This is a genomic window from Streptococcus sp. 27098_8_66, from assembly GCF_041431945.1.
In the GTDB taxonomy this organism is placed as follows: Bacteria; Bacillota; Bacilli; order Lactobacillales; family Streptococcaceae; genus Streptococcus; species Streptococcus dentalis.
On the sequence record NZ_JAPVYS010000002.1, the window covers coordinates 24,592 to 39,759 of the forward strand.

The window sequence follows — 15,168 nt, forward strand, 5'->3', positions numbered from 1 at the left end:
CTCTTTTTGCTTTCTTACAAAAATGTAAGAAATAAAGGGTAAAATGTAAGGTTATGTTATGGTGAAAGCGTTTCAGTTTTAGTACAATAGATTTGTAAAAATCGATTGAAGCTTTTATCGAGCTAGAAAGGAACGGACCATGACCCTACTAGACGTTCAACATATCAAAAAAATCTACAAAACCCGCTTTCAAGGGACGCAGGTCGAAGCCCTAAAGGACATTCACTTCACCGTGGAAAATGGCGAATACGTCGCTATCATGGGGGAATCAGGATCCGGGAAATCCACCCTTCTCAACATCCTAGCCATGCTGGACCAGCCAACCGAAGGGCGGGTTTACCTCAATGGCACCGACACCTCAACCATCAAGAACAAGGACGCTTCGAGCTTCCGTCGCGAAAAACTTGGTTTTGTCTTTCAAGATTTCAACCTGCTTGATACCTTGTCTGTCAAGGACAATATCCTCTTGCCTCTCGTCCTCTCTCGCAGACCAGTCAAGGAAATGATGAGCAAGGTGGATAGCGTCAGTCGGGAGTTGGGCATTCACCAACTGCTTGAAAAATATCCCTACGAAATCTCTGGTGGGCAAAAACAACGGGTAGCCGTAGCACGGGCCATCATCACCTCCCCTGAAATCCTCCTTGCCGATGAGCCAACAGGGGCGCTGGATTCCAAGTCTTCAGCAGCTTTGCTAGATGTCTTTGAAGATATCAACACTATGGGCCAAACCATTCTCATGGTGACCCACTCAACCGCCGCAGCAGCGAGGGCCAAGCGCGTGCTCTTTATCAAGGACGGGATCCTTTACAACCAGATCTTCCGCGGGGAAAAAACAGAACGTCAGATGTTCCAAGAAATCTCGGATACCTTGACGGTCATGGCGAGTAAGGAGGATCGTGATGTTTAAATTAACAAGTAAATTAGCTCTTTCCAACCTCAAACAAAATCGTAAGCTCTATTACCCTTTTGCTATAGCTATCATTTTAACGACTATGATCCTCTATAGCTTTATCGCCCTGGCAACGACCCCTCATTTAGAAGCTTCTTACGGAGGACGAACGGCAAGAGCTGTCCTTGGTTTTGGTTGTTTCGTCGTCCAGCTGGTCGTCGTCATTTTAGTGGCTTATGCCAATGGCTATGTTATGAAAAATCGTTCCAAAGAATTGGGATTATACAGTGTTTTAGGGATGGAGAAGAAGCATCTCCTCGTCATGACCTTATGGGAATTGCTTATCTTCTATATCCTCACAGTTGGAGTAGGACTGGGCTTGGGGCTCTTGTTTGATCCCTTGATTTTTGCCCTCCTCTTAAAATGTATGGGGCTTCCAGTCGTCATTCAATCGACCTTCCAGATAGGGGCTGTTCTTAACACTTTATTTGGGCTAGCCTTAGCTTTTGCCCTCATTCTCTTGTTAAATTCTTTCCGTCTCTTGCGCTACAGTTCCCTCCACCTCATGCAACAGAAAAAGGCAGGAGAGAAGAAAGGACGCTTCTTGCTGGTCCAAACTCTTTTAGGACTAGGACTCTTAGGAATTGCTTTCTATTTAGCGCTAACAGCAGAGCGTCCAGTTGCGGCTGTCCAAAGATTCTTTATTGCCGTTATCTTGGTCATTCTTGCGACTTATCTCTTATTCAACGCAGGCACCATTACCTTTTTAAGATTTCTCAAAGGTCGGAAATCCTACTATTACAAGCCAGAGAATTTTATATCCGTCTCCAACTTAATAGCACGGATGCGAAAAAATGCAGCGGGCCTTGCGACCATTAGTATTCTTTCCACCATGGTCTTGGTCACCTTAACAGGGTCGCTGAATCTCTTTATTGGAGGGCAGAATTACCTAGATACTATGTACCCTTCGGACTACAATATTAGTGTGGGGCATATGACTTCAGAAGCTGAAACAGAACCGGTTATTGAGGAGGTTCAAGCACAAATTAAGAAAGTGGCCGATGCGACACATCTATCAGATTATCAAGTGAATCAGACAACATACTGGTCGGCTGAAATTCGAAAGATTGATGGAAAGGTCTTAGAGGTTTATGACCAGTCCGATCAAGAAACTGGTCAGGAATTGAAGACAGAAGGAGTAGTCTACTTTTTTGATCAGGCAACTTATGAGCAACTGACGGGTCAAAAAGTTGAGCTTGGGGAAAATGAAATCCTAGCCTATGGGTATCAGTATCCTGGAAGACTAGACTCGCAATTAGAAATCAATGGAAAGAGCTTCGCGATTAAGCAAAAACTAGACTCCAATTTTATCCAAGGAAAACTCCCGCAAGCCGACCTGTTTCAACACCAAATGGGCTTGTATCTTGTCCTCCCTGACTTGAACCAACTGGGACTAAAAATTGATAAAAATTTGGAATTCTCTATTAGTGCTAAAAATAAAGAAAACCAAGATTTTATAGCTGGAATGGCCAAAGAGCTTAATTCGACAGACAAAATGAGTCAATATGGTGCGACTTTGTTTGGTGGGGTTGATCGATACAGCATGGAGAAGGAGTGGCGTGAATCAGCAGGGACAATCCTCTTTATTGGGATTTTCCTATCGGTGATCTTTCTATTGTCTACGGTACTCGTCATTTACTACAAGCAGATTTCAGAGGGCTATGAGGACCGGGATAATTTTGTGATCTTGCAACAAGTAGGGTTGGACCAAAAGCAAACGGCCACCACCATTCGCAAACAGATTCTCACTGTCTTTTTCCTTCCTTTATTCTTCTCCTTCCTCTACCTAGGAGTGGCCTACAAGATGATTGCAAAGATCGTTGCCCTCTTAGGAGCAACCAATGCGGGCTTGGTCCTTCAAACGACTCTGTCTATCTGCGCTGTCTTTTTCATCTCTTATATCCTCGTCTTTCTACTGACGTCTAGAAGTTATCGGAAAATTGTCGTGAGGTAGCGCTGAGTCTATAAAAGATTGAGAAATGAAAAATCCAATAAATAAACAAACTGGTTTTTACATAGAACAAGCTAAGTGTTGTGGAAAGAATTATAATAATGTATGTTATTAAGCTTATTTAAACAAAAACCGAAACTTTCCGCCGTGAGAAAAGTGCTAGAAATAATAGTATTTCTAGCACTCGGGAGTTTTGGAACCTTAGGTCCAAAACTAAGTTATGGAACTTCCTGGATTGCTGAAATCATCCACTGGATAATTTCACCTAACGTCCGTACTCACCTAAGGAAAGTTTCAAAGAGAGTTTTATCCTTAACCAAAAACACCGGGGATTATATCCCCGGTGTTTTCTTTCGTGATTATTTCACGTGTTTTGCAAGTTCTTCTTGCGCTTTTTTGTTTGATTCTTCTTTTTCTTTCAACCAATTCTTATAAGCTTTTTCGTAGTCAGCAGTTGTGACTGTCTTATCTTGAAGTTTTTGGTATTTGAAGAAGCTTGTTTCACCTTTAATACCAATTGCAGAATTTGCTGCTGAGAATGGCGTTACCTTCGTGATAGATGGAACTCCACCCTTAGAGTAGATTGGAAGAACAATTGCGTTTTCTGTCAACCAAGCTTGGGCATCAGCATATTTTTCATAACGCGCATTGGTATCCAATTTTTCAGCATTGGCAGCATCTAGCAATTCTTTGTATTGGTTCAAACCAATTTTCTCGATGAGCGCTTGGTCTTTCTTAGGATCAAGTCCCATACCAGTCAAGGTTGAACCATCTGTTGGGTTCAAGATATCTAAGTAAGTAGATGGGTCTTGGAAGTCAGGTCCCCAACCAGTGATATCCATGTCAAAGTCTTTTTGATCTGGTGATTGGGCAAAGTAAGTAGCGTTATCCGCATCGTCTGTAGACAATTTTTGTACGTCAATCACGACATTGTCTTTACCAAGAGCAGATTCGATAGAGCTCTTCATAGAGTCTGCTTGTTGAACAAGTGAGCTAGAAGATTGGTCTACGACATAGTCGATATGGATTGGGAATTGAACCCCTTGTGATTGCAATTCAGATTTTGCTTTTGCAAGTTCTGCTTTGGCTTTGTCTGCATTATGCAAGCTATCTTGAGCATCGGCAAAGCTCACACCTTTCCACTCATCTCCTGTTGCGGCAAGTTTTTCTTCAACGAGCGTACCGAAATCTTTTCCGTTGGCTTGCACAAATGTAGGTGGAACTAGTAGGGTACGAAGGGTTTTGGTTGCTCCATCTTTCCCATTAGCTTGAGCACTGTATGAAGTTCTATCCAAAGCAAAGTTCAAGGCTTGACGGAAGTTTTTGTTTTGAAGAGCTGTCTTAGTGCTGTTCTTTTGCTCGTCAGAAGTCTTCTTCGTATGACCGTAGTTTTGACGGTTTACATTGAAGTAAGCATAGTAGGCAACCGCATCTTGTGGTGAATAAACGATGTTATCCTTGAATTTCTTTTGAATCGTAGTGTAAGTTGAGCTCGTTGGGAAGAGACGGGCAGTAGATAAGTTGCCATCTGAGAAGTTACGAGCGAGATAGTCTTGGTCAGAGCCATCGAAGTAAGTCAATTTAACGGTATCGATGTGAACATTTTTCTTGTCGTAGTATTCTGGGTTTTTATCCAATTCAATTTGTGATTTTGAAGTGAAGGATTTCAAAATGTATGGACCGTTGTAGAGGATACCACTTGGTTTCACGCTACCAAAGTCTTTCCCAGCTGATTCCAAGAATTTTTCATTAACTGGCATCATAGTAGCAGTCGTCAATTTAGAATTCCAGAAAGATTCTGGTTGGTTCAAAGTATATTGAAGAGTGTGATCATCAACAGCTTTTACCCCAACAGTTGAGAAGTCTTTGGTTTTCCCGTTTACATAATCATCTAATCCTTTGACTGAGTTTTGAACCAAGTAAAGTGCATCAGATTTTTTATCTGCTACGTATTTTAGAGATGTCACGAAATCTTGTGCAGTGACGTCAGCATATTCATTTCCTTCTGAATCATACCACTTCGCGTCTTTTCGAAGCTTGTAAGTATAAGTCAGACCGTCTTTTGAAACGGACCAGTCTTCAGCAAGAGCAGGCACTAAGTTACCGTATTGGTCGTTTTCAAACAAACCATCGACCAAGTTGGTAGTAATATCGCTTGTAGTTGCACGGTTTGAAGTCAAATAGTTCAAGGTATCAGGGTCAGAACTATACACGTAGTTGTAGGTTGTCCCTTTTGACGCATTAGAAGATGAGCCACATGCAGCAAGGAAAAGCGTTGAAGCTGCGGCGACACCTGCTAAAAGAGCAAGCTTCGATTTTTTCATATTCGTGTCTCCTTTTGAATAATTTTAATTATTATACTCCAATCAATCTACAAAATAAAGTGTTTTTTGAACTTTTTTTGTATATTTACACACGAGTATACAGAAAAACCTTGATTTTAAGGGATTTTTAAGGAATAAAAATTTTTTAAAAAAGATTACTAATATGCTTTACATACTAGTGGAGAAAGAGTATACTGATAGTGAAATAGCTAGTATGTAAAACAAACTAGTTAAAAATGTGAAGAAAGAGGTGAGAAGGATGAAAGAGTCCCAATTACTAAAGGGAGTCTTGGAGGGCTGTGTGCTGGAGATTATTTCTAAAAAGGCCATCTATGGCTATGAATTGATCCAAAGTCTCAAAGAGATGGGATTTGATAAAATTGTCGCTGGGACCATTTATCCCCTGCTTCAAAAATTAGAAAAACAAGGGGTTATTCATGGGGAAATGAGGCCGTCTCCAGATGGTCCTGATCGCAAGTATTTTTCACTCAGTGATGCTGGAAGAGAACGCTTAGAGGAATTTTGGGACCAGTGGCAGGATCTTGTCATTAAAGTAGAACGCGTAAAAAAGGAGGGGGAAGAATGATCGAAGATTATACAGAAAAAATGTCTGATGAACTGAATCATCTAAACAAGGAGAATCAAGCCTATGTGAAAAAAATGGTGGCCTATATTGGGGCAAAGGTCTATTTTTATGATGATGAAGCACTCGGTGAACAACTCTACAATATGGTTTGCGACCTAAAAGTTGCTGAGAAAGAAGGCATTCGGGCAGTGGATTATTTTGGAAAGGATCCACGGGCAATGGTGGATCAAATTCTTTCAGAGTTACCTAAACGCTCTTTAGGATCTTATGTGGGACTCGTCTTTCTACTTGGAGGGATCTTAGTTGGCATGCGTTATTTAATGGATTTTACCTGGATGATGCCACTGAAAATCGAACCCCTGACCTATGTTGTTATTTTATTCAATTTCTTGGTGTTTAGCCAGTTCATCACGTGGCTTTGGTCCAAACAGAGCTATGGTGAAATGAAGTGGCCTTGGGCTACTTTTATCAGTGGGATCTGCCTGATGGTATTTCTGAACATCGTACGACTATTTTCGATCTATTTTGGCCACATTGGGAGTCTCTTCTTATCAGATGGTTGGGCGGTTGTTCTTGCTGTCCTAGTCCTACTTGGGTTTGCGGTTATGGCTTATAGAAACAGGGAGCGTTTGATGACGAGTCTACTAGTCATGGGCCTGACTTTCTTAGTTACGGGATGCTTGATTCGTCTTGTGAATCCAGAAACTGCTAATGTATTACGCTGGCTACTCCCTCTTATAGGACTCGTCCTGTTCCTCATTGTATTTCGTCTCCAAAGAAAGGGGAAAGCAATATGACATCAGCTATTTATTATGAAGAAACACAGGCTTTGGTTCAAACCTTTAGCCAAGAGGACCAAGCTTATTTCCAAGATCTCTGGGATTATTTCAATTTCGCCGGTTTCTTATATGAGGAGAAGGCTTTAAAAGAGCAGGTCTATAATCTAGCGCTGGATTTTTCGCAAGCAAGTGGAGATGGATTGACAGCCAAGGACTATTTTGGACAGGATCCTAAGGAAATGGCAGACCAAATCATAGAGAACATGCCTAAAGAATCCACGCGATCTGTTCTAAAATATGGTGCAATCGTCTCAGGAATTGTGATTTTTTATCGCCTCTTAAGTGATTTTGCTTCTCAAGCGGTCCTTGTGCTCAAGCCACTTGTCTATCTAACGGATAGTATTTTAGGACTTTTGGCTGTTGGGCTACTCTTCTATCTCCTTCGTCGCCTCATTTTTGCAGAAGAAAAGTTGAAAAAAGCAATCCATGTGGCAATAGTTTTGGTTCTAGGAGTCTATTTCGCTAGTGAGATCGTGGGGGTCCGTTTCTTGCCAGCTCTTGCTTGGCTTGCCGTCCCTAGTCCTTGGGATGCCCTTCTCATGACAGGGGCTAGTGGAGCTCTCATTCTTTGGCAATGGAAAGAAGAGCTTGGCAGAGCCTTTGTCTTTCCTATCATCGCCTTTTTAATAGTGGGATTCTTGCATCGCTGGACTTTGGCACAAGGGATTCAGAATCCTAGTATGACTGTCCTCCTGCCAACAGCCGTCATTGTTTTTGGGCTAGTTATATACTATTGGTTTACCATTCGGGCATTGAGAAAGATGAAGGCTGAAGAAGGTTAAAATACAGTTAAGGAGGGGTGCCCCTCCTTTATTAGTTGGAGAAGTTACTGTCAGAGATAGGCTACCATTTTCAATCTAAGTGTGATAGAATGATGACAATAAAAGGGGGGAAAAGGGATGAATCTATTTCAAAAAAAAGATGTTGGCAAATCTCATGCAGGTCTGAACCGCCATTTACGATTGTGGGATTTGATTATTTTAGGAATCGGTGCCATGGTGGGGACAGGGATCTTCACGATTACGGGGACTGCAGCGGCGAATTTAGCTGGTCCAGCTCTCATCATTTCGATTGTGATTGCGGCTTTTTGCGTTGGCTTATCTGCCCTCTTCTTTGCTGAATTTGCATCTCGCATCCCTTCAACCGGTGGGGCCTATAGTTACCTCTATGCCATCTTTGGAGAGTTTCCTGCCTGGATTGCCGGTTGGTTGACTGTGATGGAATTTATGACAGCTGTATCAGGGGTGGCTTCAGGTTGGGCTGCGTATTTCAAGGGCTTGTTGGCCAATCTTGGCTGGAGCCTGCCGACGGCTTTAAACGGGACTTTTGATCCAGCTAAGGGAACTTATGTGGATCTCTTGCCTATTTTGGTCATGGTCCTCGTCACTGCCTTAGTTCTTATGAATGCAAAAGCGGTCTTACGCTTTAATTCCTTGCTGGTCTTACTCAAGTTCTCCGCTCTTGCCTTGTTTATCCTTGTCGGGATTTTTCACCTAAACCCTAGCAACTGGGCCAACTTTGCTCCGTATGGATTTGGCGAAATCTATGGTGGTCAGACAGGGATTATGACTGGCGCTTCGCTCATGTTCTTTGCCTTTCTTGGTTTTGAGTCCATTTCCATGGCGGTCGACGAAATCAAGGAACCACAAAAGAACGTTCCTCGCGGGATTGTCCTCAGTCTTTTGATCACAACCGTTCTTTATATCTTGGTCACCCTGGTTTTGACCGGTATGGTTCCTTTTAAGAACTTAAATGTAGAAGACGCGGTTGCCTTTGCCCTCCGTCAGGTCGGCGCAGGATGGGCAGGGAATTATGTATCGCTGGTAGCGATTTTAACCCTGATTACCGTCTGCATTTCCATGACCTTTGCCCTCTCACGGATGATATACAGTTTGGCGCGGGATGGGCTCTTGCCAAAAGCTATGAAACAGCTCGATCCAAAAACTAGAATTCCCAAAAATGCAACACTAGTAGCTGGATCGATGGCTGCCATTGCTGGTGGAGTCTTTCCACTTGCGAGTATCGCTTCCTTCTTAAATATCTGTACCTTGGCTTACCTGGTTATGTTGGCCTTCGCTCTCTTGAAATTGCGCAAGGAACACGGGGCTCCTGGACCTGGTGAATTTAAAACGCCTTTGGTTCCGGTCTTGCCAATCCTATCGATTGTGGTCTGTGTGTCCTTTATGACCCAGTATTCTCTATCGACCTGGCTGGCCTTCGGAGTTGCTCTCTTGATTGGGATAGGAATTTATTTTGGCTATGGGTATCGCCATTCAGAAGAACATAAATAAAAGATGAAAGCTAGAGTAGAAGAACTCTGGCTTTTTGTATAGGGAAAGCTCTTTTTTTGGTATAATAAAGGGAGAAAGTTAAATAGATAACAAAGGAGAACACCATGACATTTGAAGAGATTTTACCAGGCTTAAAGGCCAAGAAAAAATATGTACGAACAGGATGGGGTGGAGCAGAAAACTATGTCCAATTGTTTGATACCATCGAGCAAAATGGAGTGGCTCTGGAAGTGACACCTTATTTCCTCATTAACGTGTCTGGTGAAGACGAAGGCTTTTCCATGTGGAGTCCAACTCCTTGCGATGTTCTAGCGACAGATTGGGTGGAAGTCCATGACTAAACAGGTCTTGATTACAGGCGTGAGCTCCGGGATTGGTCTGGCGCAAGCTTGTTTGTTTTTAGAAAAGGGCTATCAGGTTTATGGAGTGGACCAAGGAGCGGATCCTCAGTTGCCAGGCGATTTTCACTTCTTACAGCGAGACTTAACTTTGGATTTGACGCCGATTTTTAACTGGTGTCCTAAGGTCGACATCTTGTGCAATACGGCAGGGGTATTGGATGACTACAAACCACTTCTTGAGCAAAGTGCTCAGGAGATTCAGGAGATCTTTGAGATCAACTATGTGACTCCGGTAGAGCTGACACGGCATTATCTGACTCAAATGTTGGAGAAGAAGCATGGGATCATCATCAATATGTGCTCAATTGCTTCTAGCCTAGCAGGAGGTGGCGGTCACGCTTATACTTCCTCCAAGCATGCCCTTGCGGGATTTACCAAGCAGTTGGCGCTGGATTATGCAGAAGCTGGGGTTCAGGTCTTTGGCATTGCACCAGGGGCCGTCAAAACAGGCATGACCGCCTCAGACTTTGAACCAGGAGGATTGGCGGACTGGGTGGCAAGTGAAACCCCCATCAAACGATGGATTGAGCCAAGTGAAGTTGCTGAAGTTAGCCTCTTCTTAGCAAGTGGAAAAGCGAGTGCCATGCAGGGACAAATCCTGACTATTGATGGTGGTTGGTCTTTGAAGTAATATAGTTGATACTCAGTGGATATGTGGAGGTAAGCTATGAAAAGAGATGAGTTTGGATTTGTATTGCCCAATCTCTACTATCAGTTTTTATCAGAGTGGGAAGAGATTGATCCCTATGAAATTGGAGATACAGGTATCTGTTTGTATGCTAAGGAGGATCTCCAGGAGCGTAATGAGACTTATCAGATTGAGGAAGTAGAGCCAGATTACTTTATGATTGGACAGGAAGGAGATTTGGCTTACTTTATCAAGAAAAATTCTGATGATTGCATTTATGAAAATGACCTGGGTGCTTTAGGCTCCTTAGAGATGAAAATAGTTGCTGCAAATGTTTATGACTTTATTGAAAAGGAACTAAAAGAAGAATTGTAGAAAATTGAAGGGAGTAATCATGTTTAGGATGCTTGATGAAGATTCACCGATTTCAAAAGAAGACCTTTTACAATTTGAGGAGATTCTTGGAAAGAAATTGCCAGAAGTCATGAAAAATTTTTATCTCAAGAACAACGGTGGTCAGCCCCAAGTAAGTGGTGTCCACGATGAACATCACCTCTTTCCTTTCAATTCTTTTAATTCACTTGAGGAAATGAGCAAGTCTCTTACATGGTATGACGATGAGGCTGTGCCTGCAGGATTTAGGGCTACAGACCTTCTCCATTTCGCCTATGATCCTGGTTCTGGCAATTACGCTCTTTCCCTAAGGGAAGAAGATTATGGTATGGTTTGCTTCTATGTTCTAGAAGAAACAGCTGAGATCTACGGTCAATGGGCTTCTTTTGAGGACTTTTTAAACTCTTTTGTTGAAGAGTGAGACGAAAAAGGAGAAGGGATGCGTAAACACCAAGAACTTTTACTAGAGCAGATAATTGAGCAGGTGCGCGTGGACAAGTTGGCATCAGATGATTAAAAACACTTTAAATTTTTTAAAAAAGAATAGAAAGGATTTCAGATGAAGCTACCTGAAGTAGTTGAACAACTGGAAAAACATCCAGACCTACATCTTTATTTAGATAAAGTATTAAAAAAGAATAAGAAAACCCAAGCTACCTATCTCGAATCGCTAAATCATCTGGCCTATTTACTTTATCTGGATGGTCAAGAGGAAATGGCTAAGGAATTATTAGATAGGATCATACAAGTTCCATTTGAAGGGAATTATAACACTTGGTCCTTTGTTGATAGCTCTCTAGTTTTATTGGCTTATCTGGAAAGAGAAAAAGAAAATCAGGTACTCCTCTATAAAAAACTCCTTTTATCTCCATTAGAACAAGGGGAGGAATCAACTCAAAAAATAAGAAGGAGAGTTCATCAGAGATTTTTGAATGGTGATAGCTTGGAGCAAAAGCTTGCAAAAATCGAGCAGGCTCCAAGCCCTGAATCAGAAATGGAACGTCGTCTGCTATACCTGACAGATTTATTGAAGATTCACCTTTTTATTGATGAGTCAACTTGTGAAGAGACAGATATTCGGACAAAAATCGAAGAGAATATAGAGATACTAAAGAAGTATATCAAGGAGCATGAAATCTTTAGCCTATTTCCTTTTAAGGGATAAGGTAAGTTATTGATCTTGGACTTTTAGAAAAGAGTAGAATATGGAAATCAAAAAACACTTTGGTGTATACGGAGTCTGTCTTCAAGAGGGGAAACTGCTCTGCATTGAAAAAAAAAGAGGCCCTTATCAGCATCGTTTTGATCTACCGGGTGGTAGCCAGGAACTAGGAGAAGGGCTGACTGAAACCCTCAAGAGAGAAGTTCTGGAGGAGACAGGCTATACGCTTAGCAATTATTCAAATCCTAGGATGTATGACGTGATGGTTCAAGAAGAGGGCAAAGATTTCGCTGTACACCATATCATGGCCTTTTATGATATCGTACTCGATTTCGAAAGCTCTCAACAATCCCTTCCTCAGGAGGTTCTTGATGGAAGTAATGATTCAGCCAATGCCATTTGGTTGAATGTGGAAGACATTACTGCCGACAATGCTTCTCCTTTAGTATTGAAGGTGAAGGCAGAGTTAGGAGGATTTCCAGAATTAGAACTGACAAGCTATAGAAATTGGAAGGTTAAAGAAAAGAAGGAGAACCAATGACACCTCAAGAAATGTGGAATGCCTACAAGCAGATTAACCCCTCGATTGGAGATGAGATAGATGCCTGGGCCTTTGGAGTGGATCCAGACCTTTTAGCGGAACTGGTCTTTAAAGGCGAAAAAACAGCAACAGCTTCAGCTTATGACCTCTACGCAGTAGAGGACGAACTCCTTCCACAAGAAGGGACCTTTGATGTTATTTTAGACAGTCAAGATCAAGCTGTCTGCATTGTTGAAATTACAAAGGTTTCCGTTCAGCCTTTTCATCAAGTGTCAGCCGACCATGCCTATAAAGAAGGCGAAGGAGACAAATCTCTGGCTTATTGGCGTCAGGTTCATGAAGACTTTTTCAAAGACTGTTTAGGAGAAGGGGGACTAACTTTTACACCTTATAGCAAGGTGGTTTTAGAAGAATTTCGCAAGGTTTATCCATTATAGAACGAGGCTGGGCAAAAACTGTCCAGCCTTCGATGTTTAATAGGAATAACTGTATGACGCAGTGGTTGATTGCTCAAAGCACTGCTTTTAGGTGGTGGATAGGACTTGCGAAGCAAGGTTCCTAAGTATTTGTTCGTTATTTAGCTCCAAAGATGACCTATGAAGACGGATAACAATGTTTTCTTTATCTGCAACCTCCAACAGTCTCCCAGACTGTTGGAGCTGTGCGAGGGTGGGGAAATTGAATAGGTTTGGGGAACCTTTTCAACTTTTGTTTAATTAGTCGAAGTTCTTTCCCACTCCCTTTGATTTAGGTCTTATTTTCCAAAAGGGGTGAAAAATGGTATAATAACTACGATATTGTAAAGAAAAGAGAATGTATATGCCAAATTATGCCATTATTTTAGCAGCGGGTAAGGGAACTCGCATGAAGTCAGATTTGCCTAAGGTTCTTCACAAGGTTGCTGGGATCTCTATGTTGGAACATGTTTTCCGTAGTGTTGGAGCCATCTCACCTGAAAAGACTGTAACGGTTGTGGGCCACAAGGCGGAATTGGTAGAGCAAGTCTTAGCGGGACAAACAGACTTTGTTAAGCAAACGGAGCAGTTAGGAACTGGTCATGCGGTAATGATGGCAGAGCCAGTCTTGGAAGGTCTTGAAGGGCATACTCTCGTCATTGCAGGTGATACTCCTTTGATTACGGGTGAAAGCCTCAAACACTTGATCGACTTCCATATCAACCACAAAAATGTGGCAACGATTTTGACAGCCGAAGCAGCGAATCCATTTGGCTATGGTCGGATTGTCCGTAACGACAATGCGGAAGTGCTTCGAATCGTCGAGCAAAAAGATGCGACAGAATATGAACAACAAATCAAGGAAATCAATACAGGGACTTATGTCTTTGACAATGCGCGTCTCTTTGAAGCCTTGAAGAATATCAATACAAACAATGCCCAAGGAGAATACTATATCACGGATGTCATCGGAATTTTCCGTGAGGCAGGGGAGAAAGTTGGAGCCTATACTCTGAAAGATTTTGATGAAAGTCTTGGGGTTAACGACCGCGTAGCTCTTGCAACAGCAGAAGACGTCATGCGTCGTCGCATTAACCAAGCCCACATGGTTAATGGAGTGAGCTTTGTTAACCCTGATGCGACTTATATCGATGTCGATGTTGAGATCGCACCAGAAGTGCAAATCGAAGCCAATGTTACCCTAAAAGGGCACACAAAAGTTGGGGCTGAGACAGTTTTAACCAATGGAACCTATATCGTGGATAGTGAAATTGGTGCAGGTGCCGTTATTACTAACTCTATGATTGAAGAAAGCACCGTAGCCGATGGCGTGACAGTAGGACCATATGCTCATATTCGTCCAGGATCTAGCCTCGCCAAAGATGTCCATATTGGAAACTTTGTCGAAGTCAAAGGTTCGTCTATCGGCGAAAATACCAAAGCTGGTCATTTGACTTACATTGGCAACTGTGAAGTTGGCAGCAACGTTAACTTTGGTGCTGGAACCATCACGGTGAATTATGATGGCCAACACAAGTTTAAAACGACGATTGGAAACAATGTTTTTGTCGGATCCAATTCGACCATCATTGCGCCAGTTGAATTAGGGGACAATTCCTTAGTCGGTGCTGGATCAACTATTACCAAGGATGTACCAGCTGATGCGATTGCGATTGGTCGTGGCCGTCAAGTGAATAAAGAAGAGTATGCCCTTCGCTTGCCACACCATCCTAAAAATAAATAGGAGATTTTCATGCAATTTGAAGAAAAAACCATTGAGCGCAAGGAGATTTATCAGGGTCCGATTTTCCAAGTGGTGACTGATCAAGTAGAACTACCCGCTGGAAAAGGCCAAGCGCAGCGTGATTTAATCTTCCATAATGGAGCAGTAGCGGTTTTGCCGATCACAGAAGATGGGAAGACGATCTTGGTGAAACAGTACCGCAAGGCGATTGAAAGGACCTCGGTGGAGATTCCAGCAGGGAAGTTAGAAAAGGGAGAAAATGCAGACCCTAAAGTGGCTGCTCTGCGTGAGTTGGAAGAAGAAATTGGCTACACAGCGGATCTAGAATTGTTGTATGATTTTTATTCAGCCATTGGATTTTGTAATGAGCGGATCAAACTTTATGGTGCGACCAACTTGAAAAAGGTGGAAAATCCACGTCCACAAGATGCGGATGAGACCTTGGAGTTATTAGAAGTGACCTTGAAGGAAGCGAAAGATTTGATCCTTTCTGGTGAAATCTGTGATGCCAAGACCATCATGGCTATCCAATATTGGGACTTAATCAATAAATAGAGGAGGATCCGATGGGAAAACCTTTATTAACCGATGAAATGATTGAACGAGCAAGGCGAGGAGAGGACATCACCGGTCCTAAAATGATCGATGCTGAAGAGACGAAAATTATTCGGACAGACCACAGAGGATTTGGCTATGAACGTCCTATGAGAGAAAGCCGTATGGAACGTCCGCAAGAGAGTTATTCTCAGGATACGGTGCAGATCCAAGTGGAGCCCACAGTGACCAAGAGTCGTCGCATTGAAGAGCGCAAACAAAGTGTGGTCCAATCCAAACTCAATAAGATTTTGTTCTGGATCATTGTGCTCCTCATTGTCTTGATCATTGCTATTTGGCGTCTATAAGG

At 42.4% G+C, this 15,168-nt stretch carries 17 protein-coding genes; 16 read left to right on the forward strand and 1 reads right to left on the reverse strand.

Annotated elements, in window-relative coordinates; translation table 11 throughout:
• Positions 1–139: 139 nt before the first annotated feature.
• Together O3642_RS02115 and O3642_RS02120 are read left to right on the forward strand one after the other, a co-directional pair.
• Positions 140–907, forward strand: a complete 768-nt coding sequence (locus O3642_RS02115; RefSeq protein ID WP_129824369.1) for an ABC transporter ATP-binding protein — start codon at positions 140–142, stop codon at positions 905–907.
• A complete protein-coding gene (locus O3642_RS02120; protein WP_129824368.1) occupies positions 900–2,903 on the forward strand; it encodes an FtsX-like permease family protein in 2,004 nt (667 codons plus the stop codon). The genes O3642_RS02115 and O3642_RS02120 overlap by 8 nt, the downstream gene beginning before the upstream one ends.
• Positions 2,904–3,259: 356 nt before the next feature.
• Here the strand turns inward: O3642_RS02120 and O3642_RS02125 are convergent, their stop codons facing one another.
• A complete protein-coding gene (locus O3642_RS02125) occupies positions 3,260–5,224 on the reverse strand; it encodes a peptide ABC transporter substrate-binding protein (RefSeq protein WP_129824367.1) in 1,965 nt (654 codons plus the stop codon).
• A gap of 259 nt (positions 5,225–5,483) precedes the next feature.
• On the opposite strand from O3642_RS02125, the gene O3642_RS02130 reads away from it, so the two are divergent.
• From O3642_RS02130 to macP, 14 genes are all read left to right on the forward strand, one after another.
• Positions 5,484–5,810, forward strand: a complete 327-nt coding sequence (locus O3642_RS02130) for a PadR family transcriptional regulator (RefSeq protein ID WP_371605288.1) — start codon at positions 5,484–5,486, stop codon at positions 5,808–5,810.
• Positions 5,807–6,607, forward strand: a complete 801-nt coding sequence (locus O3642_RS02135; protein WP_371605289.1) for a hypothetical protein — start codon at positions 5,807–5,809, stop codon at positions 6,605–6,607. The genes O3642_RS02130 and O3642_RS02135 overlap by 4 nt, the downstream gene beginning before the upstream one ends.
• On the forward strand, positions 6,604–7,431 hold the full coding sequence (locus O3642_RS02140; RefSeq protein ID WP_371605290.1) for a hypothetical protein: 828 nt from the start codon (positions 6,604–6,606) through the stop codon (positions 7,429–7,431). Before O3642_RS02135 ends, O3642_RS02140 begins: the two co-directional genes overlap by 4 nt.
• 117 nt (positions 7,432–7,548) lie before the next feature.
• Entirely contained in the window at positions 7,549–8,940 is a 1,392-nt protein-coding gene (locus O3642_RS02145) for an APC family permease (protein ID WP_371605291.1), read from the forward strand.
• A 104-nt stretch (positions 8,941–9,044) separates the two neighbouring features.
• On the forward strand, positions 9,045–9,281 hold the full coding sequence (locus O3642_RS02150) for a DUF2829 domain-containing protein (RefSeq protein WP_371605292.1): 237 nt from the start codon (positions 9,045–9,047) through the stop codon (positions 9,279–9,281).
• Positions 9,274–9,972, forward strand: a complete 699-nt coding sequence (locus O3642_RS02155; protein ID WP_371605293.1) for a 3-oxoacyl-ACP reductase — start codon at positions 9,274–9,276, stop codon at positions 9,970–9,972. The genes O3642_RS02150 and O3642_RS02155 overlap by 8 nt, the downstream gene beginning before the upstream one ends.
• Before the next feature lie 36 nt (positions 9,973–10,008).
• Positions 10,009–10,344 (forward strand): hypothetical protein, encoded by a 336-nt coding sequence (locus O3642_RS02160; RefSeq protein WP_155125570.1) that lies wholly within the window; start codon positions 10,009–10,011, stop codon positions 10,342–10,344.
• A 19-nt stretch (positions 10,345–10,363) separates the two neighbouring features.
• Positions 10,364–10,783 carry an SMI1/KNR4 family protein gene (locus O3642_RS02165; RefSeq protein WP_155125572.1) on the forward strand — a complete coding sequence of 140 codons (420 nt, stop codon included), beginning with the start codon at positions 10,364–10,366 and terminating at the stop codon, positions 10,781–10,783.
• 138 nt (positions 10,784–10,921) lie between these two features.
• A complete protein-coding gene (locus O3642_RS02170) occupies positions 10,922–11,527 on the forward strand; it encodes a DUF6707 family protein (protein WP_155125574.1) in 606 nt (201 codons plus the stop codon).
• A 40-nt stretch (positions 11,528–11,567) separates the two neighbouring features.
• Entirely contained in the window at positions 11,568–12,065 is a 498-nt protein-coding gene (locus O3642_RS02175) for an NUDIX hydrolase (protein ID WP_155125576.1), read from the forward strand.
• Positions 12,062–12,502, forward strand: a complete 441-nt coding sequence (locus O3642_RS02180; protein WP_371605294.1) for an ASCH domain-containing protein — start codon at positions 12,062–12,064, stop codon at positions 12,500–12,502. The genes O3642_RS02175 and O3642_RS02180 overlap by 4 nt, the downstream gene beginning before the upstream one ends.
• A gap of 382 nt (positions 12,503–12,884) precedes the next feature.
• Positions 12,885–14,264, forward strand: coding sequence for a bifunctional UDP-N-acetylglucosamine diphosphorylase/glucosamine-1-phosphate N-acetyltransferase GlmU (glmU, locus tag O3642_RS02185; RefSeq protein ID WP_371605388.1), 1,380 nt, complete (start codon positions 12,885–12,887; stop codon positions 14,262–14,264).
• A gap of 9 nt (positions 14,265–14,273) precedes the next feature.
• Positions 14,274–14,819: an NUDIX hydrolase gene (locus tag O3642_RS02190; RefSeq protein ID WP_371605295.1), complete on the forward strand. Its 546-nt coding sequence runs from the start codon at positions 14,274–14,276 to the stop codon at positions 14,817–14,819.
• An 11-nt stretch (positions 14,820–14,830) separates the two neighbouring features.
• Positions 14,831–15,166, forward strand: a complete 336-nt coding sequence (gene macP, locus O3642_RS02195; protein ID WP_371605296.1) for a cell wall synthase accessory phosphoprotein MacP — start codon at positions 14,831–14,833, stop codon at positions 15,164–15,166.
• Positions 15,167–15,168: the final 2 nt, after the last annotated feature.

Coding starts and splice junctions, on each gene's coding strand:
- O3642_RS02115 (WP_129824369.1), top strand. CDS start 140: ATGACCCTACTAGACGTTCAACATATCAAAAAAATCTACAAAACCCGC.
- O3642_RS02120 (WP_129824368.1), top strand. CDS start 900: ATGTTTAAATTAACAAGTAAATTAGCTCTTTCCAACCTCAAACAAAAT.
- O3642_RS02125 (WP_129824367.1), bottom strand. CDS start 5,224: ATGAAAAAATCGAAGCTTGCTCTTTTAGCAGGTGTCGCCGCAGCTTCA.
- O3642_RS02130 (WP_371605288.1), top strand. CDS start 5,484: ATGAAAGAGTCCCAATTACTAAAGGGAGTCTTGGAGGGCTGTGTGCTG.
- O3642_RS02135 (WP_371605289.1), top strand. CDS start 5,807: ATGATCGAAGATTATACAGAAAAAATGTCTGATGAACTGAATCATCTA.
- O3642_RS02140 (WP_371605290.1), top strand. CDS start 6,604: ATGACATCAGCTATTTATTATGAAGAAACACAGGCTTTGGTTCAAACC.
- O3642_RS02145 (WP_371605291.1), top strand. CDS start 7,549: ATGAATCTATTTCAAAAAAAAGATGTTGGCAAATCTCATGCAGGTCTG.
- O3642_RS02150 (WP_371605292.1), top strand. CDS start 9,045: ATGACATTTGAAGAGATTTTACCAGGCTTAAAGGCCAAGAAAAAATAT.
- O3642_RS02155 (WP_371605293.1), top strand. CDS start 9,274: ATGACTAAACAGGTCTTGATTACAGGCGTGAGCTCCGGGATTGGTCTG.
- O3642_RS02160 (WP_155125570.1), top strand. CDS start 10,009: ATGAAAAGAGATGAGTTTGGATTTGTATTGCCCAATCTCTACTATCAG.
- O3642_RS02165 (WP_155125572.1), top strand. CDS start 10,364: ATGTTTAGGATGCTTGATGAAGATTCACCGATTTCAAAAGAAGACCTT.
- O3642_RS02170 (WP_155125574.1), top strand. CDS start 10,922: ATGAAGCTACCTGAAGTAGTTGAACAACTGGAAAAACATCCAGACCTA.
- O3642_RS02175 (WP_155125576.1), top strand. CDS start 11,568: ATGGAAATCAAAAAACACTTTGGTGTATACGGAGTCTGTCTTCAAGAG.
- O3642_RS02180 (WP_371605294.1), top strand. CDS start 12,062: ATGACACCTCAAGAAATGTGGAATGCCTACAAGCAGATTAACCCCTCG.
- glmU (WP_371605388.1), top strand. CDS start 12,885: ATGCCAAATTATGCCATTATTTTAGCAGCGGGTAAGGGAACTCGCATG.
- O3642_RS02190 (WP_371605295.1), top strand. CDS start 14,274: ATGCAATTTGAAGAAAAAACCATTGAGCGCAAGGAGATTTATCAGGGT.
- macP (WP_371605296.1), top strand. CDS start 14,831: ATGGGAAAACCTTTATTAACCGATGAAATGATTGAACGAGCAAGGCGA.